Source organism: Streptomyces sp. BE20 (genome assembly GCF_036322525.1).
Classification (GTDB): Bacteria; Actinomycetota; Actinomycetes; order Streptomycetales; family Streptomycetaceae; genus Kitasatospora.
Window position 1 is genome coordinate 37,116 of sequence record NZ_JAQYWW010000911.1, and the last position, 24,508, is coordinate 61,623.

At 75.9% G+C, this 24,508-nt stretch carries 10 protein-coding genes; all 10 read right to left on the reverse strand.

Annotated elements, in window-relative coordinates; translation table 11 throughout:
• Nucleotides 1-3 precede the first annotated feature (3 nt).
• On the reverse strand, nucleotides 4-4,593 hold the full coding sequence (locus tag PUR61_RS20995) for a non-ribosomal peptide synthetase (RefSeq protein WP_329880706.1): 4,590 nt from the start codon (nucleotides 4,591-4,593) through the stop codon (nucleotides 4-6).
• 68 nt (nucleotides 4,594-4,661) lie between these two features.
• Nucleotides 4,662-9,449, reverse strand: coding sequence for a non-ribosomal peptide synthetase (locus PUR61_RS21000; RefSeq protein ID WP_329880707.1), 4,788 nt, complete (start codon nucleotides 9,447-9,449; stop codon nucleotides 4,662-4,664).
• Between the two features lie 205 nt (nucleotides 9,450-9,654).
• Nucleotides 9,655-10,923 carry a glutamate synthase-related protein gene (locus tag PUR61_RS21005; protein WP_329880709.1) on the reverse strand — a complete coding sequence of 423 codons (1,269 nt, stop codon included), beginning with the start codon at nucleotides 10,921-10,923 and terminating at the stop codon, nucleotides 9,655-9,657.
• On the reverse strand, nucleotides 10,920-11,954 hold the full coding sequence (locus tag PUR61_RS21010; protein ID WP_329880710.1) for an asparagine synthetase A: 1,035 nt from the start codon (nucleotides 11,952-11,954) through the stop codon (nucleotides 10,920-10,922). Before PUR61_RS21010 ends, PUR61_RS21005 begins: the two co-directional genes overlap by 4 nt.
• Entirely contained in the window at nucleotides 11,951-13,315 is a 1,365-nt protein-coding gene (locus PUR61_RS21015) for a methylaspartate mutase (protein ID WP_329880711.1), read from the reverse strand. The genes PUR61_RS21010 and PUR61_RS21015 overlap by 4 nt, the downstream gene beginning before the upstream one ends.
• Entirely contained in the window at nucleotides 13,312-13,767 is a 456-nt protein-coding gene (locus PUR61_RS21020) for a cobalamin B12-binding domain-containing protein (protein ID WP_329880713.1), read from the reverse strand. Before PUR61_RS21020 ends, PUR61_RS21015 begins: the two co-directional genes overlap by 4 nt.
• A 305-nt stretch (nucleotides 13,768-14,072) precedes the next feature.
• A complete protein-coding gene (locus PUR61_RS21025) occupies nucleotides 14,073-15,326 on the reverse strand; it encodes a helix-turn-helix domain-containing protein (RefSeq protein ID WP_329880715.1) in 1,254 nt (417 codons plus the stop codon).
• A gap of 384 nt (nucleotides 15,327-15,710) precedes the next feature.
• Nucleotides 15,711-16,736, reverse strand: a complete 1,026-nt coding sequence (locus PUR61_RS21030; protein WP_329880716.1) for a hypothetical protein — start codon at nucleotides 16,734-16,736, stop codon at nucleotides 15,711-15,713.
• Nucleotides 16,733-18,067, reverse strand: coding sequence for a CHAT domain-containing protein (locus PUR61_RS21035; protein ID WP_329880718.1), 1,335 nt, complete (start codon nucleotides 18,065-18,067; stop codon nucleotides 16,733-16,735). Before PUR61_RS21035 ends, PUR61_RS21030 begins: the two co-directional genes overlap by 4 nt.
• Nucleotides 18,068-18,070: 3 nt before the next feature.
• Entirely contained in the window at nucleotides 18,071-24,409 is a 6,339-nt protein-coding gene (locus PUR61_RS21040; protein WP_329880720.1) for a tetratricopeptide repeat protein, read from the reverse strand.
• Nucleotides 24,410-24,508 lie beyond the last annotated feature (99 nt).

A 24,508-nucleotide genomic window follows, 5' to 3' on the forward strand; every position in this document is an offset into this window, starting at 1 on the left:
GCGTCAGACGGGCGGGGCCAGCCGGGCCAGGGCCGCCGCGTAGGCGTCGATGAACTGCTCCGCGGTGGCGTCGTCGACCAGCGCGCGCTGGTGGTCCACGGCGAGCAGGACGCGGTGCGAGACCGGGTCCTGGATCAGCGAGGCGCCGAACGCGAAGCTGTTGGGCTCGTGCCGCAGGGTGGGTTCCGAGCCGATCCGGCCGTCCTCGATCCGGGCCGGGCCGAGCCGTCCCAAGGCGTGGAACCGCAGGTAGCCGAACTGGCTGTCGAGCGCGGTGTCGGCCATCATGCGGGCCAGCCGGGCGAACGGCACCCGGCGGTGCGGCATCATGTCCAGCTCCTCCCGGTGCACGTGGCGGACCAGCTCGGCCAGGTCCTCCCCCGGTTCGGCGACCAGCGGCACCGTGTTGAGGAAGAGCCCGTACACCTCGGTGCCGCCGAGCCGCTCCAGGCGGCCGTTCATCGCCAGCCCGGTGGTGACCCGTTCCCGGCCGGTGATCCGGGCGAGGGCGTGCAGGTGGGCGGCGAGGGCGACCGACTTGACCGGGACGCCGAGCGCGTCGGCGGCCCGCCTCAGCTGGCCGGGAGCGTCCGGGAGGACCCGTTCGACGGTGCGCGGCAGCTCGTGGACGTCCTCGCTGCCGGGCCAGAGCTGGCCGGTGGCGCCGTCGAGCCGCTCATGCCAGTACGCCAGGGACTCCCGGTCACCGGCCGCCGCGCGTTCGACGGCGACGAAGTCGCGGAAGGCGGTGCGGGGCGGCGGGGTGGGCGCGGAGACCGGGTCGGCGGCCAGCGCGGCGTGCCGTTCGAGGAGTTCGGCGAGCAGGGAGGTGAAGCTCCAGCCGTCGAGGATCGCGTGGTGTTCGGAGATCGTGAGCTGGAAGGCGTCGTCCGCCAGCCGCTGCACCGTGATCCGGAAGAGCGGCGGGGTCGCGAGGTCGAACGGCCGCTCGCGGTGGTCGTCGAAGACGGACCGGACCGCCGCGTCCTGCTCCTCCCCGGTCGCACCGCGCAGGTCCGCGAAGGAGACGGGGGCGGGCAGGATCCCGTGCACGAGCTGGAGCGGTTCGCCGTAGCCGGAGATGTCGAGCCCGGTCCTGAGCACGGCGTGCCGGGCCATCGCCTCGTTGACGGAGCGGCGGAAGGCGGTCTCGTCGAGGTCGCCGCCGATCCGGTAGGAGTTGACGTTGTGGTAGCTGTCGGTGCCGCCGGCGACCTCCATGTGGAAGACCATCGAGAGCTGCATGGAGACCATCGGGTAGGCGTCGACCACGTCGGACGGCAGGTCGGCCCGGTCCTCCTCGGTGACGAGCGCGAACGGCCGGTCCGCGCCGGGGTCGGCCGCCGCCGGGCGGGCCAGCGGCAGCAGGGCGGCGACGGTGGGGGCGTTGAAGACGTCGCGCAGGCCGACCTGCCAGCCCCGGTCGTGCAGGGCGCCGGCCAGCTGGACGGCCCGGATCGAGTCGCCGCCGAGGTGGAAGAAGTCGTCGTGCACGCCGATCCCGGGGACACCGAGCACCTCCGTCCAGACGCCGGCGAACAGCTCCTCCTCCGGGGTGCGCGGTTCGACGTGCCGCCCGGCCGCGACGGGCGAGGGGCGGCCCGGGGCGGGCAGCGCGGCCCGGTCGACCTTGCCGTTGACGGTGAGCGGCAGCGCGTCCAGCAGGGTGACGCTCGCCGGGATCATGTACGCGGGCAGCGACCGGCCGAGGAACCCGCGCAGGTCGCCCGGTTCGCGCCCGGTGACGTACGCGGCGAGGCGGTCGTCGTGCACGGTGACCACGCAGGCGTCGACGTCGGGGTGGGCGGCGACGGCGTTCTCGATCTCGCCGAGCTCGATCCGGAAGCCGCGCAGCTTGACCTGGAAGTCCGCCCGGCCGACGTACTCCAGTCCGCCGTCCGCCAGGCGCCTCGCCACGTCGCCGGTCCGGTAGAGCCGGGCGCCGGGCGGGCCGTACGGGTCGGCGACGAAGCGGCCCGCGGTGAGGCCGGGCCGGCCCCAGTAGCCGTGGGCGAGGCTGCCGCCGCCGATGTACAGCTCGCCGGGGACGCCGGCCGGGCACGGGCGCAGCCAGTCGTCCAGCACGAGCGCGGTGAGGTGCGGCATGGGCTCGCCGATCAGGCTCCGCCCGAAGCCCGCGCCGCCGTCGGCGACGTCGTGGGTGGTGACGTGGACGGTGGTCTCGGTGATGCCGTAGAGGTTGCAGAGCCGGGCGGGCGGCAGCGGGTCGAGGTCGTGCCAGCGCTGGACGACGCCGGGGTCGAGGGCCTCGCCGCCGAGCATGATCCAGCGCAGCGCGGGCAGGACGCGGGGGCGGCGGCGCAGGGCCGGTTCGAGCTGGCGGAGCGCCGACGGGGTGAGGCAGAGGTGGGTGACCCGCTCCTCGTCGAGGAGTCCGGCGAACTCGTCGGGCGAGCGGCTGGTCAGGTAGGGGACGACGACCAGGCGGGCGCCGTGCAGGAGCGCGCCCCACAGCTCCCAGACCGTCCAGTCGAAGGCGTAGCTGTGGAAGAGGGTCCAGACGGAGTCCGGGCCGAAGCCGAAGTGCGGCCGGCCGGAGGCCAGGAGGCGGCTGACGTGCTCGTGGGCGACGGCCACGCCCTTGGGGCGGCCGGTGGAGCCGGAGGTGAAGATGAGGTAGGCGAGGTCGCCGGGGCGGCCGACCGCCGGGGGGCGGCTCGCCGGGTGGGCGGCGATCTCACCGGCGCCTGCGGTGAGATCGAGGGTCTGCCAGGGGCCGGTGGGGGCGCGGTCGGGCCGGTCCGTGACGACCGCGGTGACGGCGGTGTCGCCGAAGACCAGGGCGGCCCGGTCGGCGGGGGCGGCGAGGTCGACCGGCACGTAGGCGGCGCCGGTCTTGAGGACGGCGAGGATCGCGACGGGGACGGCGGCGGTGCGCTCCAGCAGCAGGCCCACCCGGTCGCCGGGGCGCACCCCGCGGGCGATCAGGGTGTGGGCCAACCGGTTGGCGCGGCGGTCGAGTTCGGCGTACCCGAGGGTGCCGTCCGGGCCGCTGACGGCGGGCCGGTCGCCGTACGCGTCGGCGGCCTGTTCGAAGAGGTGGTGCAGGCAGTGGCCCCGGTCGAGCACGGCCGGGCGGTGCGACGGCCCGGCGGAGGTGAGCCGGCGCAGGGTGGCGTCCGGGTCGGTGAGCGCGGCGTCCAGCAGCTCGGCGTAGTCGGCGGTGAGGCGGCGCACGGTCGCCGGGTCGAAGAGGTCGCTGCTGTACTCGGCCTCGCCGCGCAGCTCGCCGCCGGCGCCCGGGCCGCCCGGCGCGGCCGGGTCCTGCGCGGCCGGGTCCTGCTCCGCGCCGCCCCGGGATCCGGAGGTGTCCTCGAAGACGGACCAGGTGAGGTCGAACTTGCTGGTGCCGTTGGAGCGGACGGTGCGTTCGGCGGTGGCGGCGCCGAGGACGAGCGGTGTGCGGTCCTCGCCGTGGGCGCCGAACACCACCTGGACCAGCGGCGGGTGCTGCGGGCTGCGGTCGGTACCGAGCAGGTCGACCAGCCGGTCGAACGGCACGTCGAGGTAGCCGTAGGCGTCGAAGGCGCCGTCCTGGACGTCGGCCAGCAGGCCGCGGAACGTCGCACCGGGGGCGAGCCGGATCCGCAACGGCAGCAGGTTGACGAAGTACCCCAGAAGGTCGGCGAGTTCGGGCCGGTTGCGGGTGGTGACGGGGGTGCCGACGAGCAGGTCGTCGGCGCCGGTCCAGCGGCCGATCAGCAGGGCGAAGGCGGCCAGTTGGACGGTGAACGGCGTCACGCCCTCCTGCTCGGCGAGCGCCCGGACCCGGGCAGCGCTCCCCGCCGGCAGCTCGAACGGCTCGGTGCGCCCGCGCCGGCTCCGCTCGGCCGGCCGGGGCCGGTCGGCGGGCAGCTCCAGCAGGGTGGGGGCACCGTCGAGGCGGTCCTTCCAGTAGGCGAGGTGCTCCTCGTAGGGGGTGTCCTGCTCCTCCAGCGCGTAGTCGGCGTACTGGGTGGCGAGCTCGGGCAGCGCGGCTGCCCGCCGCTCACCCGACGCGCCGTACAGCTCGACGAGTTCACGTTCGAAGACGTCGGCGGACCAGCCGTCCCAGACGATGTGGTGGACGACGAACAGGAGCGTGGTGCGGTCGTCGGCGAGCCGGATCGCCTCGGCGCGCAGCAGCGGGCCGGCGGCCAGGTCGAAGGGCTCGGCGGCCCGGTCGGTGACCAACCGGGCGGCGCGGTCGGCCCGTTCACCCTCGGGGAGCCCGCGCAGGTCGGTGACGGCGAGCGGGACGGTCAGGGTGCGGTGGACGTGCTGGCGGGGGCCGTCGGGGTGCAGCGCGAAGGTGGTGCGCAGCGCCTCGTGCCGGGCCGAGACCCCGTCCAGCGCCCGCCGCAGCAGCGCGAGGTCGAGCGGGCCGGTGACGTCGTACGTCCAGGGGGTGGTGTAGGTGGCGGCCTGCGGGTTCCAGCGGTCGAGGAACCAGAGGCCGCGCTGCAGACCGGACGCGGGCGCGGTGCGGACCACGCCGTCGGGCAGGGTCTCCGGGGCGGCACCGGCGGGGCGGGCGGCGGCGCCGGGAGGGGCGGCCGGCGCGGCGGCCGGCGGGGCGTCGGACGGGCTCACGGCCTCGTTCCCTTCGGTGGGGAGGGCGGTCGGGCGGGCGGTCGGGCGGGTCGTCGGGCGGGTCGTCGTCACGAGGCCAGCCGTTCGGCGATGGCGCCCACGGTCCGGCCGCGGAACACCACGTGCGGCGGCACCCTGGTCCCGGTGTCCTGCGACAGCCTCATGGCGACCCGGACCGCGGCCAGCGAGTTGCCGCCGATCCGGAAGAAGTTGGCGTCCGGCCCCAGGTCGTCGGCGAGCTCCAGGACGGCCCGGACGGCGTCCGCGACGAGCCGCTGGTCCGGGGTGAGCGGGTCGGCCGGGGCGTCCGCGCGGCGCGCGGCGGGGGCCGGCAGGGCACGCCGGTCGACCTTGCCGTTGGGGTTGAGCGGCAGGGCGTCGAGGACGTCCAGGGTGGCGGGCACCATGTGCTCGGGGAGCAGCGCCGCCAGGTGGTCGAGCAGCGCGTCCGGGTCGGGCGCGGTGCTGCCCGCGGTGACGTAGGCGGCGAGCCGCCGGTCGCCCGGCGCGGGTTCGTGGACGGTGACGGCGGCCTCGTGGACGGCCGGATGGCGGGTGAGGGCGTCCTCGATCTCGCCGGGTTCGACGCGGAAGCCGCGGATCTTCACCTGGTCGTCGATCCGGCCGGTGATCTCCAGCAGGCCGTCCGCGTTCACCAGGCCGAGGTCCCCGGTGCGGTAGAGCCGCTCGCCGGGCGCCCCGAACGGGGAGGCGACGAACCGTTCGGCGGTCAGCCCGGGCCGGCCGACGTACCCGTGGGCCAGGCCGCCGCCCGCCGCGTACAGCTCGCCGGTGGTGCCGGGCGGGACGGGGTTCAGCCGGTCGTCGAGGACGTGGACGGCCTTGCCGTGCAGCGGGCGGCCGATCGGGACGGAGGTGCCGGCGGCGTCGGCGGCGGTGGCGCGGTGGCAGGTGGTCAGGCCGAGGCTCTCGACCGGGCCGTAGCCGTTGGCCACGACGAGGTGCGGGTACTGCTCCAGCGCCTTGCCGACGTGCGTGACGGAGGCCCGCTCGCCGGCCGTGAAGGCCACCTTGAGGTCGTCGTAGGTCTCCGGCATCTCCTCCAGCAGGAAGTTGAACAGGCTGGCGGAGAGCTGGAGCTGGGTGACGCCGTGGCGGCGGGTCAGCTCCGCGATCGCCTGCGGGTCGGGCCGCCGGCCCGGCTGGAGGACGCAGGTGCCGCCGAAGGCCAGCGCGCCGTACAGCTCCAGGGCGAAGGCGTCCCAGGAGACCGGGGAGCACTGGAGCCAGACCTCGCCGGGGCCGAACCGGGCGTAGTCCTGGCCCAGGTAGGTGGTGGTGAGGGCGCGGTGCGGGACGGCGACACCCTTGGGGCGGCCGGTGGAGCCGGAGGTGAACATCACGCAGGCGAGGTCGGCGCCGGTGACCGGCAGGCCCGGGTCGTGGCCGGGGCGGGCCGCGACGGCGGCGGCCTCGGCGTCGAGGTCGAGGTGACGGGCGACGGGGAACGGCGGCTGGGCGTGCCGGTGGGTGACCAGCAGGGCGGCGGCGCTGTCGGCGACCGCGCCGGCCAGCCGCTCGGCCGGGAAGTCCGGGTCGAGCAGGGTGTAGGCGGCGCCGGCCTTGAGCGCGGCGAGCAGGGCGGTCACCAGGTCCGGTCCGCGTTCGACCAGGACGGCCACGGTGTCGCCGCGGCCGATCCCCTGCGCGGTCAGGTGATGGGCCAGCCGGTTCGCCCGGGTGTTCAACTCGCCGTACCCGAGACGCTGTTCGCCGGAGATCAGGGCCGTGGAGCGCGGGTCCCGGGCGGCCCGGGCCTCGAACAGGGCGTGCACGGGCGCCTCGACGGCGGCGGCCAGGGTGCCGAGCCAGGCGTCGCAGAGCTCCGCCATGGTCGCTTCGTCGAACAGGTCGGAGTCGTACTCGAAGCGGCCGGTGAAGTCGGTGCCCCGGTCGTCGACGGAGATCGACAGGTCGAAGCGGGAGACCGGGTTGGAGTGGAGTTCGCGGGTGACCTCGGTGCCGCCGATCACCAGCGGCCGGGAGTCCAGCGGGTGCAGCTCCAGCAGCACCTGGCAGAGCGGGTTGCGGTCCTCGGTGCGGTCGTCCGGCCGGTCCTCCAGGACGGCGCCGGCGATGTCGTCGAACGGCGTCTCCTGGTGGCGGTAGCCGGCGATCGCCACCTCGCGGACGTGCCGGACCAGTTCGCGGAAGTCCCCTGCCTCGTCGAGCCGCACGCGCAGCGGCAGCAGGTTGACGAAGTAGCCGATCAGGGCGTCGAGTTCGGCCCGTCCGCGGAGACTCACCGGGGATCCGAGCACCAGGTCGCGCTGCCCGGTGCGCCGGTGCAGGGTGAGCGCCAGACCGGCGAGCAGCACCATGAACGGCGTGGCGTCCTCGCCGCGGGCCAGGGCCCGGACGGCCTCGGCGACCGGCCGCGGCATGGCGAACCGGTGGAAGGCTCCGCGGAACGCCTGCACCTCCGGCCGGGGGCGGTCGGCGGGCAGCACGGGCTCGGTCGGCGAGTCCCGCAGGTGCTCGCGCCAGTAGTCGAGGCGGCTGCCGGCGGTGGCGTCCTCGTACTGCCAGGCGCTGTAGTCGGCGTACTGCACCGGCAGTTCGGGCAGGACGGCGGGGCGGCCGGCCGCCAGGGCCTCGTAGAGTTCGGCGAGTTCGGACTCCAGGACGGGCAGCGAGCCCTCGTCCCAGACGATGTGGTGGCAGAGCAGCAGCAGGGTGGACGCGGCGCCGGACCGGTAGAGGTGGGCGCGGACCAGCGGCCCGGTCTCCAGGTCGAACGGGACCAGCGCGGCCCCGGCGAGCAGCTCGCCCACCTGCTCGGGGCCGGCGTCCACGACGGTGAACGGCAGTTCCACCGACGGGTGGACCACCTGCCGGGGGCCGTCCTCGCCGAACGTGAAGGTGGTCCGCAGGGCCTCGTGGCGGTCCACCACGCCGGCCAGCGCCCGCCGGAGCAGCTCCGGATCGACCGGGCCGGCGAAGCGGAACACCCACGGCACGACGTAGGTCGGCGCGCCCGGGTTCCACTGGTCGAGGAACCAGAGGCCGCGCTGGAACTTGGAGAGCGGCGCCTCGCAGGCCCCCGCCCCGGACAGGACCGGGCGCCCGCCGCCCGCCGAGGCGGTGACGGCGGCGGCGAACTCCGCGAGGGTCGGCGCGTCGAAGATGGTGTACGGCGAGATCATGCCGAAGACGTCGAAGACCCGGCCGACCACCCGCACGGCGGTGAGCGAATCCCCGCCCAGGTGGAAGAAGTTGTCGTCGGCACCGACCTCGGGCACCCCGAGCACGTCCGCCCAGACGGCGGCGATCAGCTGCTCGGCCGGGGTGCGCGGCGGGCGCCGGCCGGCGGCCGGGGCGGCGGGCGCGGTCCGCGGTTCGGGCAGCGCCGCCCGGTCCACCTTGCCGCCGGCGGTCAGCGGGAATGCCTCCAGCGGGGTGACGGTGGCCGGGACCATGTGCTCGGGCAACCGCTCGGCCAGGAAGGCCCGCACCTCGGCGTAGTCGGGGGCGGTCCCGGTCGTGTAGGCGGCCAGCCGGCCCTCGTACGCCACCACGACGGCTCCCGCGACGCCCGGGTGGGTGGCCAGCACCTGCTCGATCTCGCCCGGTTCGACGCGGAAGCCGCGGATCTTCACCTGGTGGTCGGCGCGGCCGACGAATTCCAGCGGCGCCTCCGTCCCGGTGCCGTCCGTCGCCCAGGTGCCGTCCGTTGCCCCGGTGCCGTCTGCCGTGCCGGGCTCCGCCGCCCGCCGGACGACGTCGCCGGTCCGGTACATCCGGGCGCCCGGCTCCGGCGCGAACGGGTCGGCGACGAACCGGCCCGCCGTCAGGCCGGGGCGGCCGTGGTAGCCGGAGGCCAGCAGCGGCCCGCCCAGGTACAGTTCGCCGGCCGCACCGGGCAGCACCGGCCGCAACCGGTCGTCCAGCACGTACGCCCGCCGGTCGCCGAGCGGGCCGCCGATCGGCACCACGTCGCCGACTCCGGCGGCCGGGCCCGCCGACGCGTGGACGGTGGCCGTGATCACCGTCTCGGTCGGCCCGTAGGCGTTCAGCAGCGGCACGCCGGTGGCGGCCCACCAGCCGGCGGCGGTGTCCGGGTAGAGCCGGTCGCTGCCGGAGATCATCAGGCGCAGGGTGCGCGGCGCGCGGCCGCGCTCACGGAGGACGGCCACCACGTCCTGGAAGTAGCCGGCGGCCAGGTTGGCCACGGTCACGCCCTCGTCGTCCAGCAGGTCGAGCAGCGCGGCGGGTGCCACCAGCTGCTGTTCGGGGACGACGACGCAGGCGCCGGCCGTGAGGGCGGCGAGCACCTGCTCCACCGCCACGTCCACGGTCGGGCGGGCGAAGTGCAGCACCACGTCGTCCGCCGTGAGGCCGAACCGTTCGACCGCGGCGGCCAGGTGGCCGGTCAGCGCGGCGAGCGGGACGTGCACGCCCTTGGGGCGGCCGGTGGTGCCGGAGGTGTAGACGAGGTACCCGGCGGTGGCCGACGCGTCCGCTCCCGGGACGCCCGTGCTGCCGGGCGAGCCGCCGGACGCCGCCGGGCCGAGGTCGACGAGCTCCCCGTCGGTGTAGGCCAGGGTGGCGCCGGCGTCCTCGCGGATCCAGCGGTTGCGTTCCTCGGGGGCGTCCCGGTCCAGCGGCAGGTAGGTGGCACCGGCCCGGAGCGCGGCGAGCAGGCCGACCACGTGGTCGAGCCGGTCCCGGCCGGTGACGGCCACCGTCCGGCCGGGGGCGATCCGGGCGGCGAGGGAGCCGCTCAGCTCGTCCAGTTCCCGGTAGCCGACCGTCCGGCCGCCGAGCCGTACGGCCGGCCGGTCCGGGGACCGGCGTGCGACGGACGTGAAGGGGAAACCGCGAGATTCCATCATCCAACCCCGATGAATTAGCGAGTGAATTTGCGACGCTGCCGGTAGTGGTACCGACCTTAGGACGGCTTTTCCGGGCCGATCGGCAGAATGCGCGGAAGTGCATCGGCAGTTTCAACTGCCGCTTGCAGCCTGCCTGTTGAGAAACAAAGGCAGCCCGTCGACACGCACGGGGCGCGTCGGCGGGCTGCCGGGAACTACCGCTCTCCTAACCTGCCGCGGACATTCCGGGGAATTCCGCGGACCACACGTCGTCACCGTCCAGCGCGGCCGGCGTGTACTTCCCGAGTGCGCTGATCAGCAACCGGAGTTCGAGGGCGAGGCAGTCCGCGAACCGGACCAGCCCGGCCTCCGGGTCCTCGGCGGTGGCGAGCAGCGCCGCCCGGCCCAGCCCCACCGCGCGGGCACCGAGCGCCAGGCTCCTGACCGCCCGGCCGCCCTCCCAGATCCGCCCGGACACCAGCAGGCAGGGCGGCGGCCCGGCCACCGCCAGCCGGCGCAGGCACTCCGCCAGCGGCAGGCCGACCTGCGCGGGGAAGACCCCGGGCGCCCAGCCCGTCCCACCCTCGGCGCCGTCCACCGTGACGGCGTCGGCCCCCGCCCCGGCCGCCACCCGGGCCGCCTCGGCGACGTCCCGGCCGGGGTGCAGCTTCACCCAGACCCGGGCCCGGGGGAAGTTGTTGCGCATCAGCCGGACCTGCTGGCGCAGGATCTCCGCGGTGAAGGTGCCGGGCGTGCTGGACCTCAGCACCCGCCCGTCGCCGAACACCCGGTCCAGCCCGTACCGGTCACCGAGCCGTCCGGCCGCCCCGGCGTCCAGCACGGTCATCCCGCCCAGGCCCGGCTTCGCCCCCTGTCCGACCTTCAACTCGAAGGCCAGACGCCCGGATTCGAGCAGCGGAAGGGCCGCCGGGTCGCTGTAGACGAGGTTCCACACCTCGGCGTCGGCGTCCTCGGTGGACTGCTGGACGGCGACTCCACCGAGCCCGTCCGGCAGCTCCCCGGCGTAGGCGCGCAACCGGCCGAGCAACGCCCGGTCGGCCGCCTCGCCGAGCCGGCCGTAGCCGTTCACCGGGACGACGTTCTCCCCGATCACCATCGGCAGGCCCAGCGCCCCGGCCTGCCGGCTGAGCGCGAGGCCGAGGTCCCCGCCGGCCGCCCGGGTGGACCCGAGGGCGGACACGTAGACCGGCAGGGCGGAGGTGAACCCGCCGACGGGAGTGACGAGTTCGACGTCCCGGTAGTCGGGCTCACGCCCCAGGTCGATCAGCTTGGCCAACCGCTGCGGCATGAAGACGGGCGGGACGAGGCGCAGCGCGTCCAGCGGGTCCCGCGGATCCCGCCGCCCGTCGTCGCGCTCGGCGCCGAACAGGACCCGGCCGTACTCGCCGGGCGGGGGGAACGCCGCCGCCGCGCCCGAGCGGGCGCGCTGCCGGACCTCCTCCTCCGGGAAGCCGGGCGCGGAGAGGTCGCTCACGGGGACACCACCCCGGCGATCTTCGGGAAGGCGCTGGCCTGCCAGACCTCGTCCAGCCCGGCGACGTAGCGGGTCAGCCGCTCGACGCCGATGCCGAACCCGGCGCTGCCGGGCACGCCTTCGCGGACCAGGTCCAGGTACCAGCGGTACTTCTGCGGGTTCTCGCCGGTCTCCCGCATCCGGGTGACGATCTCCGCGTAGTCGTTGGTGCGCTGGCTGCCGCTGCACAGCTCGCCGTAGCCCTCGGCCGCGATCAGGTCGAAGTTCCGCAGCAGACCGGGGTCGTCCGGGCTCTCGCGGTCGTAGAAGCCGCGGGAGCCCTTCGGGTAGTCGGTGACGAAGAACGGCCGGTCGCGCCGGGAGGAGAGCAACGCCTCGCCGGCCCAGTCGAGTTCGGCGTCCGGGCTCTGCGGGTGGCCGAGCTCCTGGAGTTCGGCCACCGCCCCGGCGTGCCGCATCCGGCCGAACGAGCCCTTCAGTAGTTCCGTGAACGCGTCGGTGTCCCGGCCGAGTTCGGCGAAGTCCTTCGGCAGCTCGCGGACCGCGCTGCCCACCATGTGCACCACCAGCTCCTCGACGAGCCGGACGGCGTCGTCCCGGCTCGCGCCGGCCACCTCCACGTCCAGCTGGTGGAACTCGGCCAGGTGGCGGCCGGTCCCGGCGGTCTCCAACGGCTCCAACCGGACGTTCGGCGCGATGCAGAAGATCTTGTCGAAGGCCAGCAGCGAGGCCTGCTTGTAGAGGATGGCGCTGGTCATCAGCTTGTAGCGGTGGCCGTAGAAGTCGATGTCGACCTGCTTCGAGCCGCGCGAGCCCGGGTCGGTGACCGGGCCGATGATCGGCGGGAGCAGTTCGGTGAATCCCTGAGCCCTCAGGAACTCGCGCGCGGCGGTCAGGAGTTGGTACTGGATCCGGAGCGCGCTGCGGGTGGCCGGGGAGGTCAGGTGCCGCCCGGGGTCGACCGGCCCGGAGGCCGCGGAGGGCGCGGGGGAAGAGGAGGTGGCGGAGGTGGATGGCCCGTGGTCGGTCATGGCGAGGTGAGTCCCAACTCTCGTCGTGCGGCGGGTGTGCGGGGCGTTTCGGGGGTCGTGCCGCCGGAGCGCGCGACGGCACCGGCGGCGGCGCGGGCGTCGTACGTCCGCTGGACGTGGGAGAGCGCGGTGAGCAGCTCGGCCGAGCCGAGGATCGGCGGACGCGGTCCGCCCGACAGACCGGCGATCGGCATCGATCCCACACCCGACCAGGACAGCCGGCCGTCCGGACCGAGCGAACTGCGGGCCCGGCCGGCGTTGTCGGGGTGCAGGCAGTACGGAACGTCCAGGTAGCCGGCGGCGAAGGCCCGGACCAGCGCGCGCCCGACATCGGTGTCCAGCTCCAGCACGGCGCCGATCAGCGCCCGCGCCTCCGCCTCGATCCCGGTGTCCCGGCCGGCGACCCGCACGGCGGTGCTCGACGGTGGGGCGGCCGGGCGCAGGCGGGCGCGCTCGTCGGCGGCGGCTGCGGCGGCCGTCTCCAGCGCGGTGACGTTCTCCCCGACCGTCGGGATCCGGTGCGCCTCGGCGGTGGTCTTGACGATCAGACGGGCCGCCCCGGTCCGCACCGCCAGCCGGGCCGCCTCCTCCAGCAGCAGCCGGGCACCGCCCGGCGAGCGCGGGAAGACGCCCATGTAGGCGTAGAGGACGATGTGCCGGTCGACGTCCGGCAGCAGCTCGTCGGCGAGCCGGCCGAGCACCGTGAGCGCCTCCTCGTCCTGCCGCAGGTCGGCCTGCTGGGCGTAGCTGAGCGAGATGCTGCGCAGCCCGTGCTGCCGGAAGAACAGCCCCTCCAGCACGCTCACCGCGATCAGCAGGCTCGGCGGGCAGAGCTGCCCCATCAGACAGCCGCCGAACGTCTCCAGATGCGGCTCGGCGCCGAACTCGCGGATCGAGGCGAGCAGTTCGCAGCTGCGCTGCCAACAGGCCACCGCCTCGTGCAGCGGCGTCCGGCTGTAGGGCAGGCAGTACGAGACGGGGCCGCCCTCGGTGGCGTCCAGACCGACCGCCAGCAGGGCCCGCACGATGTGCTCCGGCATCGCCGAACCGTGCCGGACCTGCACCGGGAAGCCCGCGTCCACGACCCCGCGGAGCACCGCGCGGGTGACGTCCGCCGAGTGGGTGGCGATCGGGTAGCCGTTCAGGCCGACCCCCTCGGCGAGGGCGCGCCGGGCGGCGGCGAGGTCGCCGGTCCGCGTGTAGCTGTCCAGGGTGAGGGTGCCGACCGTGACGGCCGCCGCGTCCCGGGTGGCGAGCAGGCCGTCGCGCATCCGCAGCGGGTCGGCCATGCCCATCCGCGGCTGGACCACCAGGGCGCCGGCCGCCCGGGCCTGGGCCACGAAGGCGCCGAAGCCGGTCACAGCAGCACCCCGATCGACAGCGACCGGAGGTAGGACCGGAACTCCGCCACCGAGCCGCCCTCCTCGAAGACCCCGTCGAACCCGGCGGCCAGCAGAGCCTGTTGCCGGGTCGGGTCCCCCGAGCCGGCGATGCCGAGCTTGCCGCCGATCACGGTCGGCGTACGGCCCAGCTCCGGGCAGGCCCGCAGGGCGCCGATCACCCGCATGCCGTCGTTGAACCCGTGCCCGTTGACGCTGCTCAGGACGATGAGGTCCGGTTCGGCGCGGCGGCACTCGGCGACCAGCAGCTCGTCCGGCACGCAGGCGCCCAGGTTGGTGACCCGGTGCCCGAGCTCCTCCAGCAGCAACTGGAGGAAGACCAGGTTCCAGGTGTGCGAGTCCGAGGCCATGGTCGTCACGACGACGTCCAGGCCGGCGGCCCGGGCCGTTCCGTGCTGCTTCAGCTGCTCCACGGTGCAAAACCTTTGGTGTCGGTAGGTGGTGGGGGTCCCGGCCGGCGGTCGCGGGTGTCCGGGGCGGTGCGCCTCCGGGGAGGGGCTCGGCCGGCTCGCCCCGGCGACGCCGGGCCGGACGGCCGACCGGGCTGTCCGGCCGTGAACAGAACGCTAGGGAGCATCGGCCCTCCGGACCGGCAGCTCGCCCGGCAAGAGACGGGCAGTATCGCCCCGCGCCGCACGTCGCGTCCGGCGCCCGACGGCGTCCCACGGGCGGCGGCCGGTGGGCGGCGGCCTGCCGGAAGGCGGCGCGGCCCGACCGGTCAACCCGCCGTCGCCAGCACCGGGTACGCGGCGCCGAAGAGTCTGCGGCAGAGGTTCAGCACGGTGAACCGGACGCCCTCACGGGCCTGGACGCTCCGGATCAGCCCGCTCGCCAGCAGCTCGTGCACCGCCGCGAAGCACTCCTGCGGCGGCCGGCCGGTGAGCTGGACGGCGTCCTCCCCCGACCAGTCCCCCGGCTCCGCCGCCAGCCGCTCCAGGAGGTCCCGCTGGCCGAGCGTCAGCCGTTCCAGTGCCGCGCCCAGCGCCGCCCCGACGTCACCGCGCCCGCCGTACCCGGCGGGCGGCGGCGCCAGGTGGAACGGCCCGTCCGCCAGCCGTGCCACCAGCTGGCGCGGCGAGAGCACCGTCGACCAGCCGGCCGCCAGTTCCAGGGCGCCGGGCAGGCCGTCGAGCTGGCGGCAGAGCGCGGCCACCGCGGGCGCCTCGTCGCGCTCCAGCCGGTAGCCGGGGCGCAGCCGCCGCAGGTGCGAGAGGAGCAGCCGGACGGCGCCGACCTCGGCCAGCGCGACCGGGTCGTGGTCGAGTTCGGGCCCGGGGGTGGGCAGCGGGGCGAGCGGGATCACCTGGCCGCCCGGCAGCGGCTGCGGCACCCTGGCGGTGATCAGCACCCGCAGGCCGGGGCAGTGCTGGAACAGCTCGTCCAGCAGGACGGCGTCCACCCCGGCGTCCGCACCGTCCAGCACCAGCAGCGTGGGACGGTCGCCGATGGCCCCGGCGAGGTCGGCGCGTCGTTCGGTCCCGGCGGCCGGGAGCCGGGCGCAGTCCAGCCACCGCACCGACCAGTGGGCCGTGAGGTGCAGCCGGCGGGCCACCTCCAGGACCAGCCGGGTCTTGCCGACTCCGCCGAGACCGGCCACGGTGACCAGCCGGTCACCGTGCACGGCGAGGGCGTCGGCCAGCACCTCCACCTCCAGCTCGCGGCCGACGATCGCGCCGCGGGCGACCGGCGGTGCGGTCGGTTCCTCCCGGGGCTCCTCGGCGAGCGCCTGGCGGCGCGCGGCCGCCTCGAAGGCCGTCCGGTGGCGGCCCTCCAACCGCAGCGCGTCGGCCAGCAGCCGGACCGTCTCCTGCCGGGGGCGCTGTACCCGGCCGCTCTCCATGTCCCGGATCGCCCGGACGCTCAGGGTCGCGTGGTCGGCGAGCACCTGCTGGGTCAGGCCGACCCGCTCGCGCCGGATCCTGAGGACCTCTCCGAAGCCCGCCGTCGACTGCAGCGACTGACCGCCGTCCATGCCTCGTCCGCCTTCCGTGGGGTGACCGACTACCGGGGACCGGCGGTCCGCACGGCCGCCGGGCACGCCGGGGGCGGCGCCGACCGGACCGGCCGTCGAACCGTGTTCCCCCCTGGCGCCGATGCTCCACGGCGCGGTTCTACGGCCGATCAACGGCCGATCACCGCATGTTCACAAGACGTCCGCATCGCCCACGAACCCTCCGGGGGCCGGGTCCCCGGACCGTGGCGCGCCGCTCGGACCGACGCGACCGGCCCGGCCGGACCGCGGCGGGAGGCTGCACCGGGCGCGGCCCGCCCGAACGCGCCCCCGAACGCGCCCGTCCGAGACGGCGTCAGGTACCGCGGGGCGCGTCCCGTCGACGGCCGGACGGCGCCCGCCCGGTCACCGGGAGAGCGAGGCCAGGCTGAGCAGGAGGTGCGCGGACTCGGGGTGCTGGAAGTCCGAGTGCGCACCGGCCGGCGCCAGCCGGCGGCCCGCCCGGCTGCCCCGGTACACCTCACCGGCGTCGATGTTGACGATCGGGTGGTCGAGCGCCTGCCGCGGATAGGGCGTACTCGTCGCCCGCAGCCGCTCGGAGTACTGCGCGACCGGCGCCGACCCCGTCCCGGAGTGCCCGATCCCCGGCCGGCCCTCGGCCCGCAGGTGCCAGAAGCCGGTCGCCCGGTCCCAGCGCGAGTGGGTGAGCACCACCGGCCCGCGCAGGGGCGCCCCCGACCGGCCCGCTGCGGCGAAGAGGCGGGGGAACAGCCGGTCGAAGGCGTCCCGCGGCGCCGCCATCTGGAAGATCAGCGCGCTGTCCGCCGTGAACGGCCGCGCCGGATCGGCCTTCCCGCTCCAGCCCAGCACCTGCGGCCCGGCGGCGGGCCGCTCCGCCGCCCACTGGACGGCCTCGCAGAGGAACCGGCCGCCGAAGGAGTGCCCGACCAGGTGCAGGTACTGCCCCGACCGGTTGGCCAGGACCGCCGGATCGGCCGGGTTCCCGCGCCCCGCGTCCAGGTACCCGAGCAGGTGACCGATCACGTAGCCCGCCTGTCCCCGGCCGGGCCCGCTCATGGCGTGCGCGCGGTCGCGGATCCGCCGGTAGCCGCCGAGCGACGGCACGCTCGACGACGGCCAGCGCACCACCACGCACCACGGCCGGTACCCGCGCGCCAGTCCCGGGTACGCCTCCGGCGCCCGGCCGCGCAACCCGGCCGCCCGTTCGACCAGTCCGGCCGCGGTTCGGGTCGCCGCCGACCGGCCGGTGTTCCAGCCGTGCACGTACACGTAGATGTCGGTCGCCCGTGCGGGCACCCGCAGATACCGGGCCAGGTGCTCGGCGACCCGTGACTCGGGCACCGGCGTCCGCGTCCCGGGGACGAGCAGCCGGCCCCGCTCGTCGAGGTCCACCACGGCGGGGGCAGTCATGTCGTGAGCTCCAGGATGCTGTCGATACCGCAGTGCAGGGAGTAGGTGAGCGCGAGCGGATTGCCGTAGTCGTCGACGAACCGCCGGGCCAGTTCCCGGGTGATCTCCCCCGCGGTGAACTCGCCGGTGAGGTACAGGTCGAGGAAGGCGAAGGCGTACTCGGCGGCGAACACCTGCGGGATCTCGATCTGCGGTCCGAGCACCCCCCTCGCCCCCAGTTCCACCAGGGCCCGGCCCAGGTGCTCCAGCTCGGCCGCCGCCGACTGCCCGGCGTGGCAGGCGTTGAGCAGCACGAACGGCCGGAACAGCGCCTCCGGTTCGTCGAGGTGCGCGCGCCGCTGACGGCGCACCAGGTCGGCGTCGATGTCCCGGGTGTCGGAGAGCCGGACGGCGAGCTGGGCGAACGGGGTGCCGTTGTCGACGAACTGGCCGTGGCACCAGAAGTACATCAGGTCCTCGTCCAGGACCGCACCGGCGAGCGCCTCCAGGAAGCGGGCCGACTCGGTGCGCACGGTCAGCTCGGTCCGCTCCTCCAGCAGCTTCCGGACCTCCGGCGCCCGGCCGACCGACTCCAGCGTGGCGTCGGTGTTGAGGCTGGTCACCGCCCGGGCGCGGGTCGGGTGGGCGACCTGGATGCGCTGGTAGGACGAACCGGTCTGCTCGACCTGGTGCCGGTGGCCGAGGAAGTCCTTCCAGGGCTCGCCCGGGCCGCTGTCCACCGCCATCATGGGCCAGGGCAGGTGGAGGTCCGAGTCGAAGCTGACCCGCAGCGGCCCCTCCTCGGTGAGCGCGCCGACGAGGAACGCCCTGAACTCGGCGAGGTTCCGGTCCGGTCCCTCCAGCATCGTCTCCAGGAGGTAGCGGCCCTCCTCCGCGAGCTCCGTCATGCGGTTCTCGGCCAGCTTCACCTGGTCGGACAGGTCGACGGCCGACGCGAACGGGTACGCCAGGGGCATCCCGTCCTCGTCCGTCGTCTGGTAGTTGACCAACTGGTCCCGCCAGGCCGCCCGCAACCGGGCGGCCCTCTGCAGCAACCGGGTGGCCGGGACGTCCAGGAAGGCGTGATGGCCCCGGGTCAGCGGCGAGCGCTCGCCCGGCCGGTTGGCGGACATGTGCAGGAGGTCGGCGGTGCCGTGCCGCCGCAGCGACACCTCCAGGTCCAGCGGCTCCGGGCCGCGCGGACCCGGCCGGTACCCCGGATCGCCCCGGTCCGGCAGCAGCGGCTCCGGGCCGCGCGGACCCGGCCGGTAGCCCGGGCCGCCCTGGCGCGGCAGCAACGTGAAGTCGGCAGAGGGGTTCTGCCGGATCTGGACGACGAGATCCCGGGGCACGGGCTACTCCTGCTCCTCTTCCTGGACGGTGACGGCGGGGGTGACGTCGACGGCGGTCTCCAGGTCCTGGAGGGCGACGCCGTAGCCCCGGTCGTAGACGGTGATCCGGATCCGGTGCCGGCCGGACGCGGCCGGCGTCAGGGCGAACTCGGCGGGCGGACCGGCCGGGTCGTAGACGGTGACCGGCGGGTCGATCACCGCGTCCGAGGCGACGGCCGCGACCAGGTGCAGCTCCGGCAGTTCCGGCGCCCCGCCGGGGTCGGCGGGGTCGGCGGGGTCGGTGGGCTCCGCGCGGTCGGCGGGGTCTGCGGGCGCGGCCCCGGACGGGTCCACGTCCGGCTCGAACCGCAGCTCCAGCCGGGCCGGGACGCCCACCGCGGGCTCGTCGAGCAGGGTGATCCGGGGTCGCCAGGCGACCCGGGCGGCCGGTACGCCGACCGGACTCGCCGGGTCGCGCGGGGCGACGGCCGCCCCGAAGGGTTCGGCGGGGGCTTCCTCGTCGGGCGCCGCCTCGACGGGGGCTTCCCCGCCGGGCGAGACGAGGCCGGGAGCGGGCTCGCCGGGCGCGACCGGCTCGGACACGGCAGGGCCGGTCGCGGCCGGGTCGGGCACCGCGGGGCCGGGCTGGGCCGGGCCCGGCCCAGCCGGACCGGTGGGCTCGGCCGGACCGGGTTCGGTCGTGTCCGAGCGGGCCGCCGGCAGAGCGGCCGGGGCCCGCCGGGACGGCAGCGGCGCGGCCGGCTCCGGGGCGGCCCCCGCCCCGGCCGCCGCCCGGCTCTCCACGGCGAGCGGGTGCCCGGCCCCCATCACGGCGTCCCGCCCGGCGCGGACGGCGGCGAGCAGGTCCGCCGCGGTCTCGTGCCGCCCGGCCGCCGCCAGTGCCCGGGCCAGGCCGACCGCCAGTGTGGGGAACAGCTCGGAGTCCCCCGTCCGGCGGCCGGCCACGGCCACGATCGGCTCGTCGGTGTCACGGTGCCCGGCCGCGAGCAGAGCGGGGACCCCGGAGGACAGGCCCTCGCGCCGGAGCCCGCGGTCCTCGACCACGGCCTCGTACACCCGCACCGCCCCGGCGTGGTCCCCGGCCCGGTGTCGGGCGAAGGCCAGATCCTGGCGGATGCCCAGGGTGCGCGGGTGGTACGGCCCCCGGTTCCCGGCGCTCTCCTCGGCGAGCTCCCCCAGCAGGACCACCGCGCGGAACGGCCGCGCGCCGAGCGCCAGCAACAGGGCGTGCGCCACCCGGCACTCCACCGTCTCGGTGTGCGCGGCTCCCAGCGCCTTCGTCGCCCGGTCGACCAGGGAGGCGACCAGGGTGACGGCCGTGCCGGTGTCACCGGCCAGATGGGAGGCGTAGGCGAGGCGGCGTCCGGTCAGGAAGACCCCGGGGTGGTTCGGTCCGAGCGCCCGCACCCAGTCGGGCACCAGCGCGGAGAGCTCGTCCACCGCCGCGCGGTAGTCCCCCGCCCTCCGCAGCGTGACGCCGAGGCTCGAACGGGCGTCCAGCACCGTCCGGTGGTCCGGGCCGAGCGCGTCGGCGGCCACCGCCCGCAGGTCGCGGTACCGGGCCGCGGCCTCCGGGTACCGGCCCGCCTCGCGGAGGGTGTACGCGATGCTGTCCAGGACGTCCAGGGTGACGGGGTGGCCGGCCCCTCGCAGCCGCGTCAGGTCGTCCCTGAGGGACTCGAAGAGCTCGACGGCGGCCGTGTGGTCCCCGCTCCACCGCAGGGCGTGCGCCAGGTCGGAGCGCGCGACGAGGCTGTCCAGGTGGTCGGAGCCGTGGATCCGGACGGAGTCGGCGACCAGGAGCTCCTGTTCCCGGACCGCCTGGCGGTGACGGCCCGCCTCCCGGTGCGTGAGGGCACGATGGCGGCGTTCGTCGAACGTGGCGGGGTGGTCCGGCCCCTGGATCCGGGCCCGGTCGGCGATCAGGGCCTCATAGAGGTCGGCGGCCACGCGGTGCGCCCCGGTGTTCCGGTGGAGGGCGGCCGCCCACGACCGTGCGTCCAGGGTGTCGGGGTGTTCCGCGCCCTGGAGGCGGAGACGGTCCTCGACGAGGCGCGTCCGCTCGTCCAGGGCCTCGCGGACGCGTCCGGCCTCCGTGAGGGCGTACGCCACGGAGGCCCGGGCGTCCAGGGTCTCCGGGTGCTCCGGGCCCTTGAGGCGGATCCGGTCCCGGAGCAGCGTCTCGCGGACCGCCAGTGCCCCCGGCCCGTCCCCCGCACGGCTCAGCGCCCAGGCCAGTATCGAACGGGCCGCCAGGGTCTCGGCATGGTCGGGGCCGTTGATCCGGAGCCGGTCCGCCAGCAGTGCCTCCTGCCCGGCGAGCGCTTCGCGGAACCGGCCGGCGAGAACGAGCGCGTGCAGCAGGCCGACCCGCCCGGCCAGTGTCTCCGGATGGTCGGGCCCCTGGAGTCTGAGCCGATCCCGGTGGAGGGCCTCGTGGAGCGCGACGGCGCGGAGCGGGTCACCGGCTTCCAGGTGGGTCCAGGCCAGCCCGTACCGGGCGACGAGCGTCTCGGCGTGGTCCGCGCCCGACACCCGCGTCCGGTCCGCCAGCACGGCCCCGTAGAGCTCCAGCGCGCGGGCGTGGTCCCCGGCCTGCCGACACGCCAGGGCCAGCCACCACCGCGTGTTGAGCGTGCCCGGGTGGTCCGGCCCCTGGACACGGGACCGGTCCGCGGCCAGGTCCTCCAGGAGGAGGACCGCACGGCCGTGGTGGCCGGCGTCCGTGCAGGCCCTGGACAGGGCCCACCGCGCGTCGAGCGTGTCGGGGTGGAACGCCCCCTGCACCCGGGTGCGGTCGGCGACGACTTCCTCGTGCAGGTCGACGGCGCGCCGGTGGTCGCCGCTCCCCTGGACGGCGGAGGCCCTGCCGGAGCGGGTGCTCAGCGTCGTGGGGTGGTCGCCGCCCTTCAGCCGCAGGCGGTCGGCCAGCAGCAGGTCGTACAGCTCGACCGCGCGGCCGTGGTCGCCGGTCTCCCGGCAGGTCCACGCGAGCCACCCCCGGGCGACGAGCGTCTCGGGGTGGTCCGCCCCCTGAAGACGGGTCCGGTCGGCGACCAGGGATTCGAACAGGCCGATCGTCCGGCGATCACCCGCCGCCTGGTGCGCGGTCGCCAGACCGGACCGGGCGTTCAGCGTGTCCGGGTGGTCGGAGCCGAACAGGCGCGTCCGCGTCGCCACCAGTGCCTCGTACTGCTCGATCGCGCCGCGGTGCCGGCCGGCCTCCCGGAGCGCGAGGGCGAGGTCCGCCCGCAGACCGAGGACGTCGGGGTGCGTCGGACCCTGGAGGCGGGTCCGGTCGGCCACCAGGGCCTCGTAGGACTCGACGGCCCGCCCGTGCCGCCCCGCGTTGCGGAGCGCCAGGGCGAGGCTGGCCCGGGCGACCAGGGTCCCGGGGTGGTCGGGGCCGTGAAGGCGTTCCCGGTCGGCCAGCAGGGCCTCGTACAGGTCGAGGGCCCGCAGGTGCTCGCCTGCGTCGCTGCACGCCCAGGCCGTGCCGCCCCGGGCGGACAGCGTCTCGGGGTGGTCGGCGCCCGACACCCGCAGCCGGTCGGCGACCAGTTCCTCGTAGAGGCCGATCGCCCGGCGGTGCTCGCCGGCGCTCCGGCACGCCCAGGCCCACCACCACCGGGTGTCGAGCGTCTCGGGGTGGTCGGCCCCCTGGAGCCGGGTGCGGTCGGCCACCAGCGCCTCGAACCGGTCCACCGCCCGGCCGTGCAGGCCGGAGACCGAGCAGAGCCAGGCCAGCGTCCACCGCGTACCGAGCGTGCCGGGGTGGTCCGCGCCCTGCACGCGCGTCCGGTCCTCGACCAGCGCCTCGGCGAGGTCGACCGCCCGCCCGTCGTCTCCGGCCCGCTGCCACGCGCGGGCCAGGTGGGACCGCTCCGCGAGGGTGTCCGGATGGTGCGGGCCCTGGACGCGCAGCCGGTCGGCGACCAGCGCCTCGCGGTCGGCGAGCTCCTGCCCGGCTGCGCCGGCGAGGCGGCGGGCCTCGGCCAGCTCCGAGCGCTCCTCCAGGGTGTCCAGGTGGTCAGGCCCCTGGATCCGGCGGCGGTCCTGGACCACGGCCTCGTGAACGGCCACGGCGCGGCGGCGCTCGCCGGCCTTCTGGTACGCCCACGCCAACCGGGAGCGGGCGTCGAGAGCGTCGGGGTGGTCGACGCCCAGCACCCGGATGCAGTCCGTGTGAAGGCTCGCCGATTCGGCCACCACGCCCGTCGGATCGCCGGCCTCGACGCGTGCCCTCACCAGCCGGCCCCGGGCGTCCAGGGTCTGCCCGTGGTCCGCGCCGAGGGTGCGCGTGAGGTCGCGGACCACGGCCTCGTGCTCGTCGACGGCGGCGCGGTGGTCGCCGGCGGCCGCGTGGGCGGCGGCGAGCCAGCCCCGGCTGGTGAGCGTGTCGGGGTGGTCGGCGCCGAGCACCCTGGTCCGGTCGGTGACGGCCTGCGCGTAGAGCGTCAGCGCGAGCCGGTGCTCCCCGGCGGTGAGCTGGGCGTAGGCGAGGCTGTTCCGGCCGGCCAGGGTGTCCGCGTGGTCGGGGCCGAGGACCCGTACGAGGTCCTCCTGGAGGAGCTCGAACTCCGCGACCGCCTCCAGGCGGTGGCCCGACACCTGGAGCGCGTAGGCGAGCCCGGCGCGCCCGGCGAGGGTGTCCGGGTGGTCGGCGCCCAGGACCCGGGCGCGCTCCGTCACCACCGTCCGGAACTCCTCGACCGCCCGCCCGTGGTCGCCCGCCTTCCGGTAGGCGTGGGCGAGGGAGTGCCGGTCGGCCAGGACGGCGGGGTGGTCGGGGCCCTGGGCCCGGCTGCGGTCGGCCACCACGGCCCGGCAGAGCTCGACCGCCCGGGCCGGATCGCCGACCCGGGCGTGGAGTTCGGCGAGCCTGCCGCGGGCGGCGAGCGTCTCGGGGTGGTCGGCGCCCAGCAGCCGGCGCCGGCCGTCGGCGACCGCCGCGACCAGGGGGATCACGAAGACCCGCTGTTCCGGCTCGGGGAGTTCCTCGGCGGCCAGCCGGTAGAGCTCGATCGTCTCCGGCGTGGGGCGCGACGAGGAGTCGACGGAGGACGCCAGCTCCCTGATGTGCGGCAGCAGTGCCCGGCGGGCCTCCTGATCGGCCTCCGGCCAGAGGCGGGCCACCGCGGCGGCGAGGTTCCGCTCGGCCCGCGAACGGACCCTCCGGTCCTGGTCGCCCGCCCGCAGGACGCTCCGGAGCAGCCGGTGGACCGCCACCGTCTGCGGCCCGAGGGTGATGAGGTGATATCCCGCCAGCACCTTCAGGGCGGTGTCCACCTCCTTCGGACTCCGGGAGCCGAACGGCCGCAGCGCCTCGCTCGGCAGTGCCTCCGGGGCGTACCAGGCCAGCGTGCGCAGCAGCTCGACGGCGAACGGGGCGGTCCGCCCGACGGTGTGCAGCGTGGTGCGCCAGAGCCGCGAGACCGTGTCGAGGGCCGAGGGCATGGCGGGCGACTCGGACGGGGCGACGGCGCGCAGCAGTTCCCGGAAGGCGCCGAAGGTCGTCCGGGCCTGCTGGACGTGGGCGCCCGCCTGGGAGAGGGCGAGCGGCAGGTGCCCGAGCTCGTCGGCCAGCGCCCGGGCCTCGGCCTGCTCGACCTCGTCGGCCCCGGCTGGCTCCTCACCCGGCCGGGCGGTGCCCCAGAGCAACTGGACGGCGAGCGGTGCGTCGAGGACGTCGATCCGGATCGGGCGGATGCCCTGGTGCCAGCCGTCGGCGCGTCTGCTGGTGACCAGTTGGTGGCCGCGGCCGAGCAACCGGCTCAGGTAGGGCGCCAGGTGGACCGGGTCCTCGACGTTGTCGAAGACCAGCAGCCAGTTCTCGTGCGCGCGCAGCCAGGCCACCGCCCACTCGACCTGGCGGCTCAGGGGCTCGGTCAGCGCCCAGTCGCGGTGCAGGTGGACGGCGAGGTCCGCGAGGGCCTCGGCGATCTGTTCCTCCGACTCGGCGGTGATCCACCAGATCAGCCCGTAGGTGTTCACGTGCTTGTAGGCGTAGTGCAGTGCCAGCGCCGTCTTGCCGACGCCGCCCAGGCCGTGCAGGGTGGCCGCCTGGGTGACCAGACCGCCGCCCTCGGCCAGGGCCTCGCCGATCGCGTCCACCTCCGCTTCCCGGCCGACCAGTTCACCGGTCGGCCGGGGTGGCAGGTGGTGGGACTTCGGTGCGGCCTCGACCGTCAGGGCCGCGGCTTCGGCCTCCGGCGTCAGCACCACCGCCCGCTGCTCGGCGTGCGGATTCCCGTCGGTGACCGCCGACGAGACCGCTCGGGGACGCTGCTCGAACGGCTCGTGGCCGGGCACGCCGTCCTCGGGACGGACGTACGTCGTCATGGAGATGTTCACGTCGGCGCCCGCCCCCCGGTTTCGGCTGCCGCCCACCGTAGCGGCCGGGGGGCGCGCCGTCTGCGCGTTCGGCCGGCTCGCGGCGAC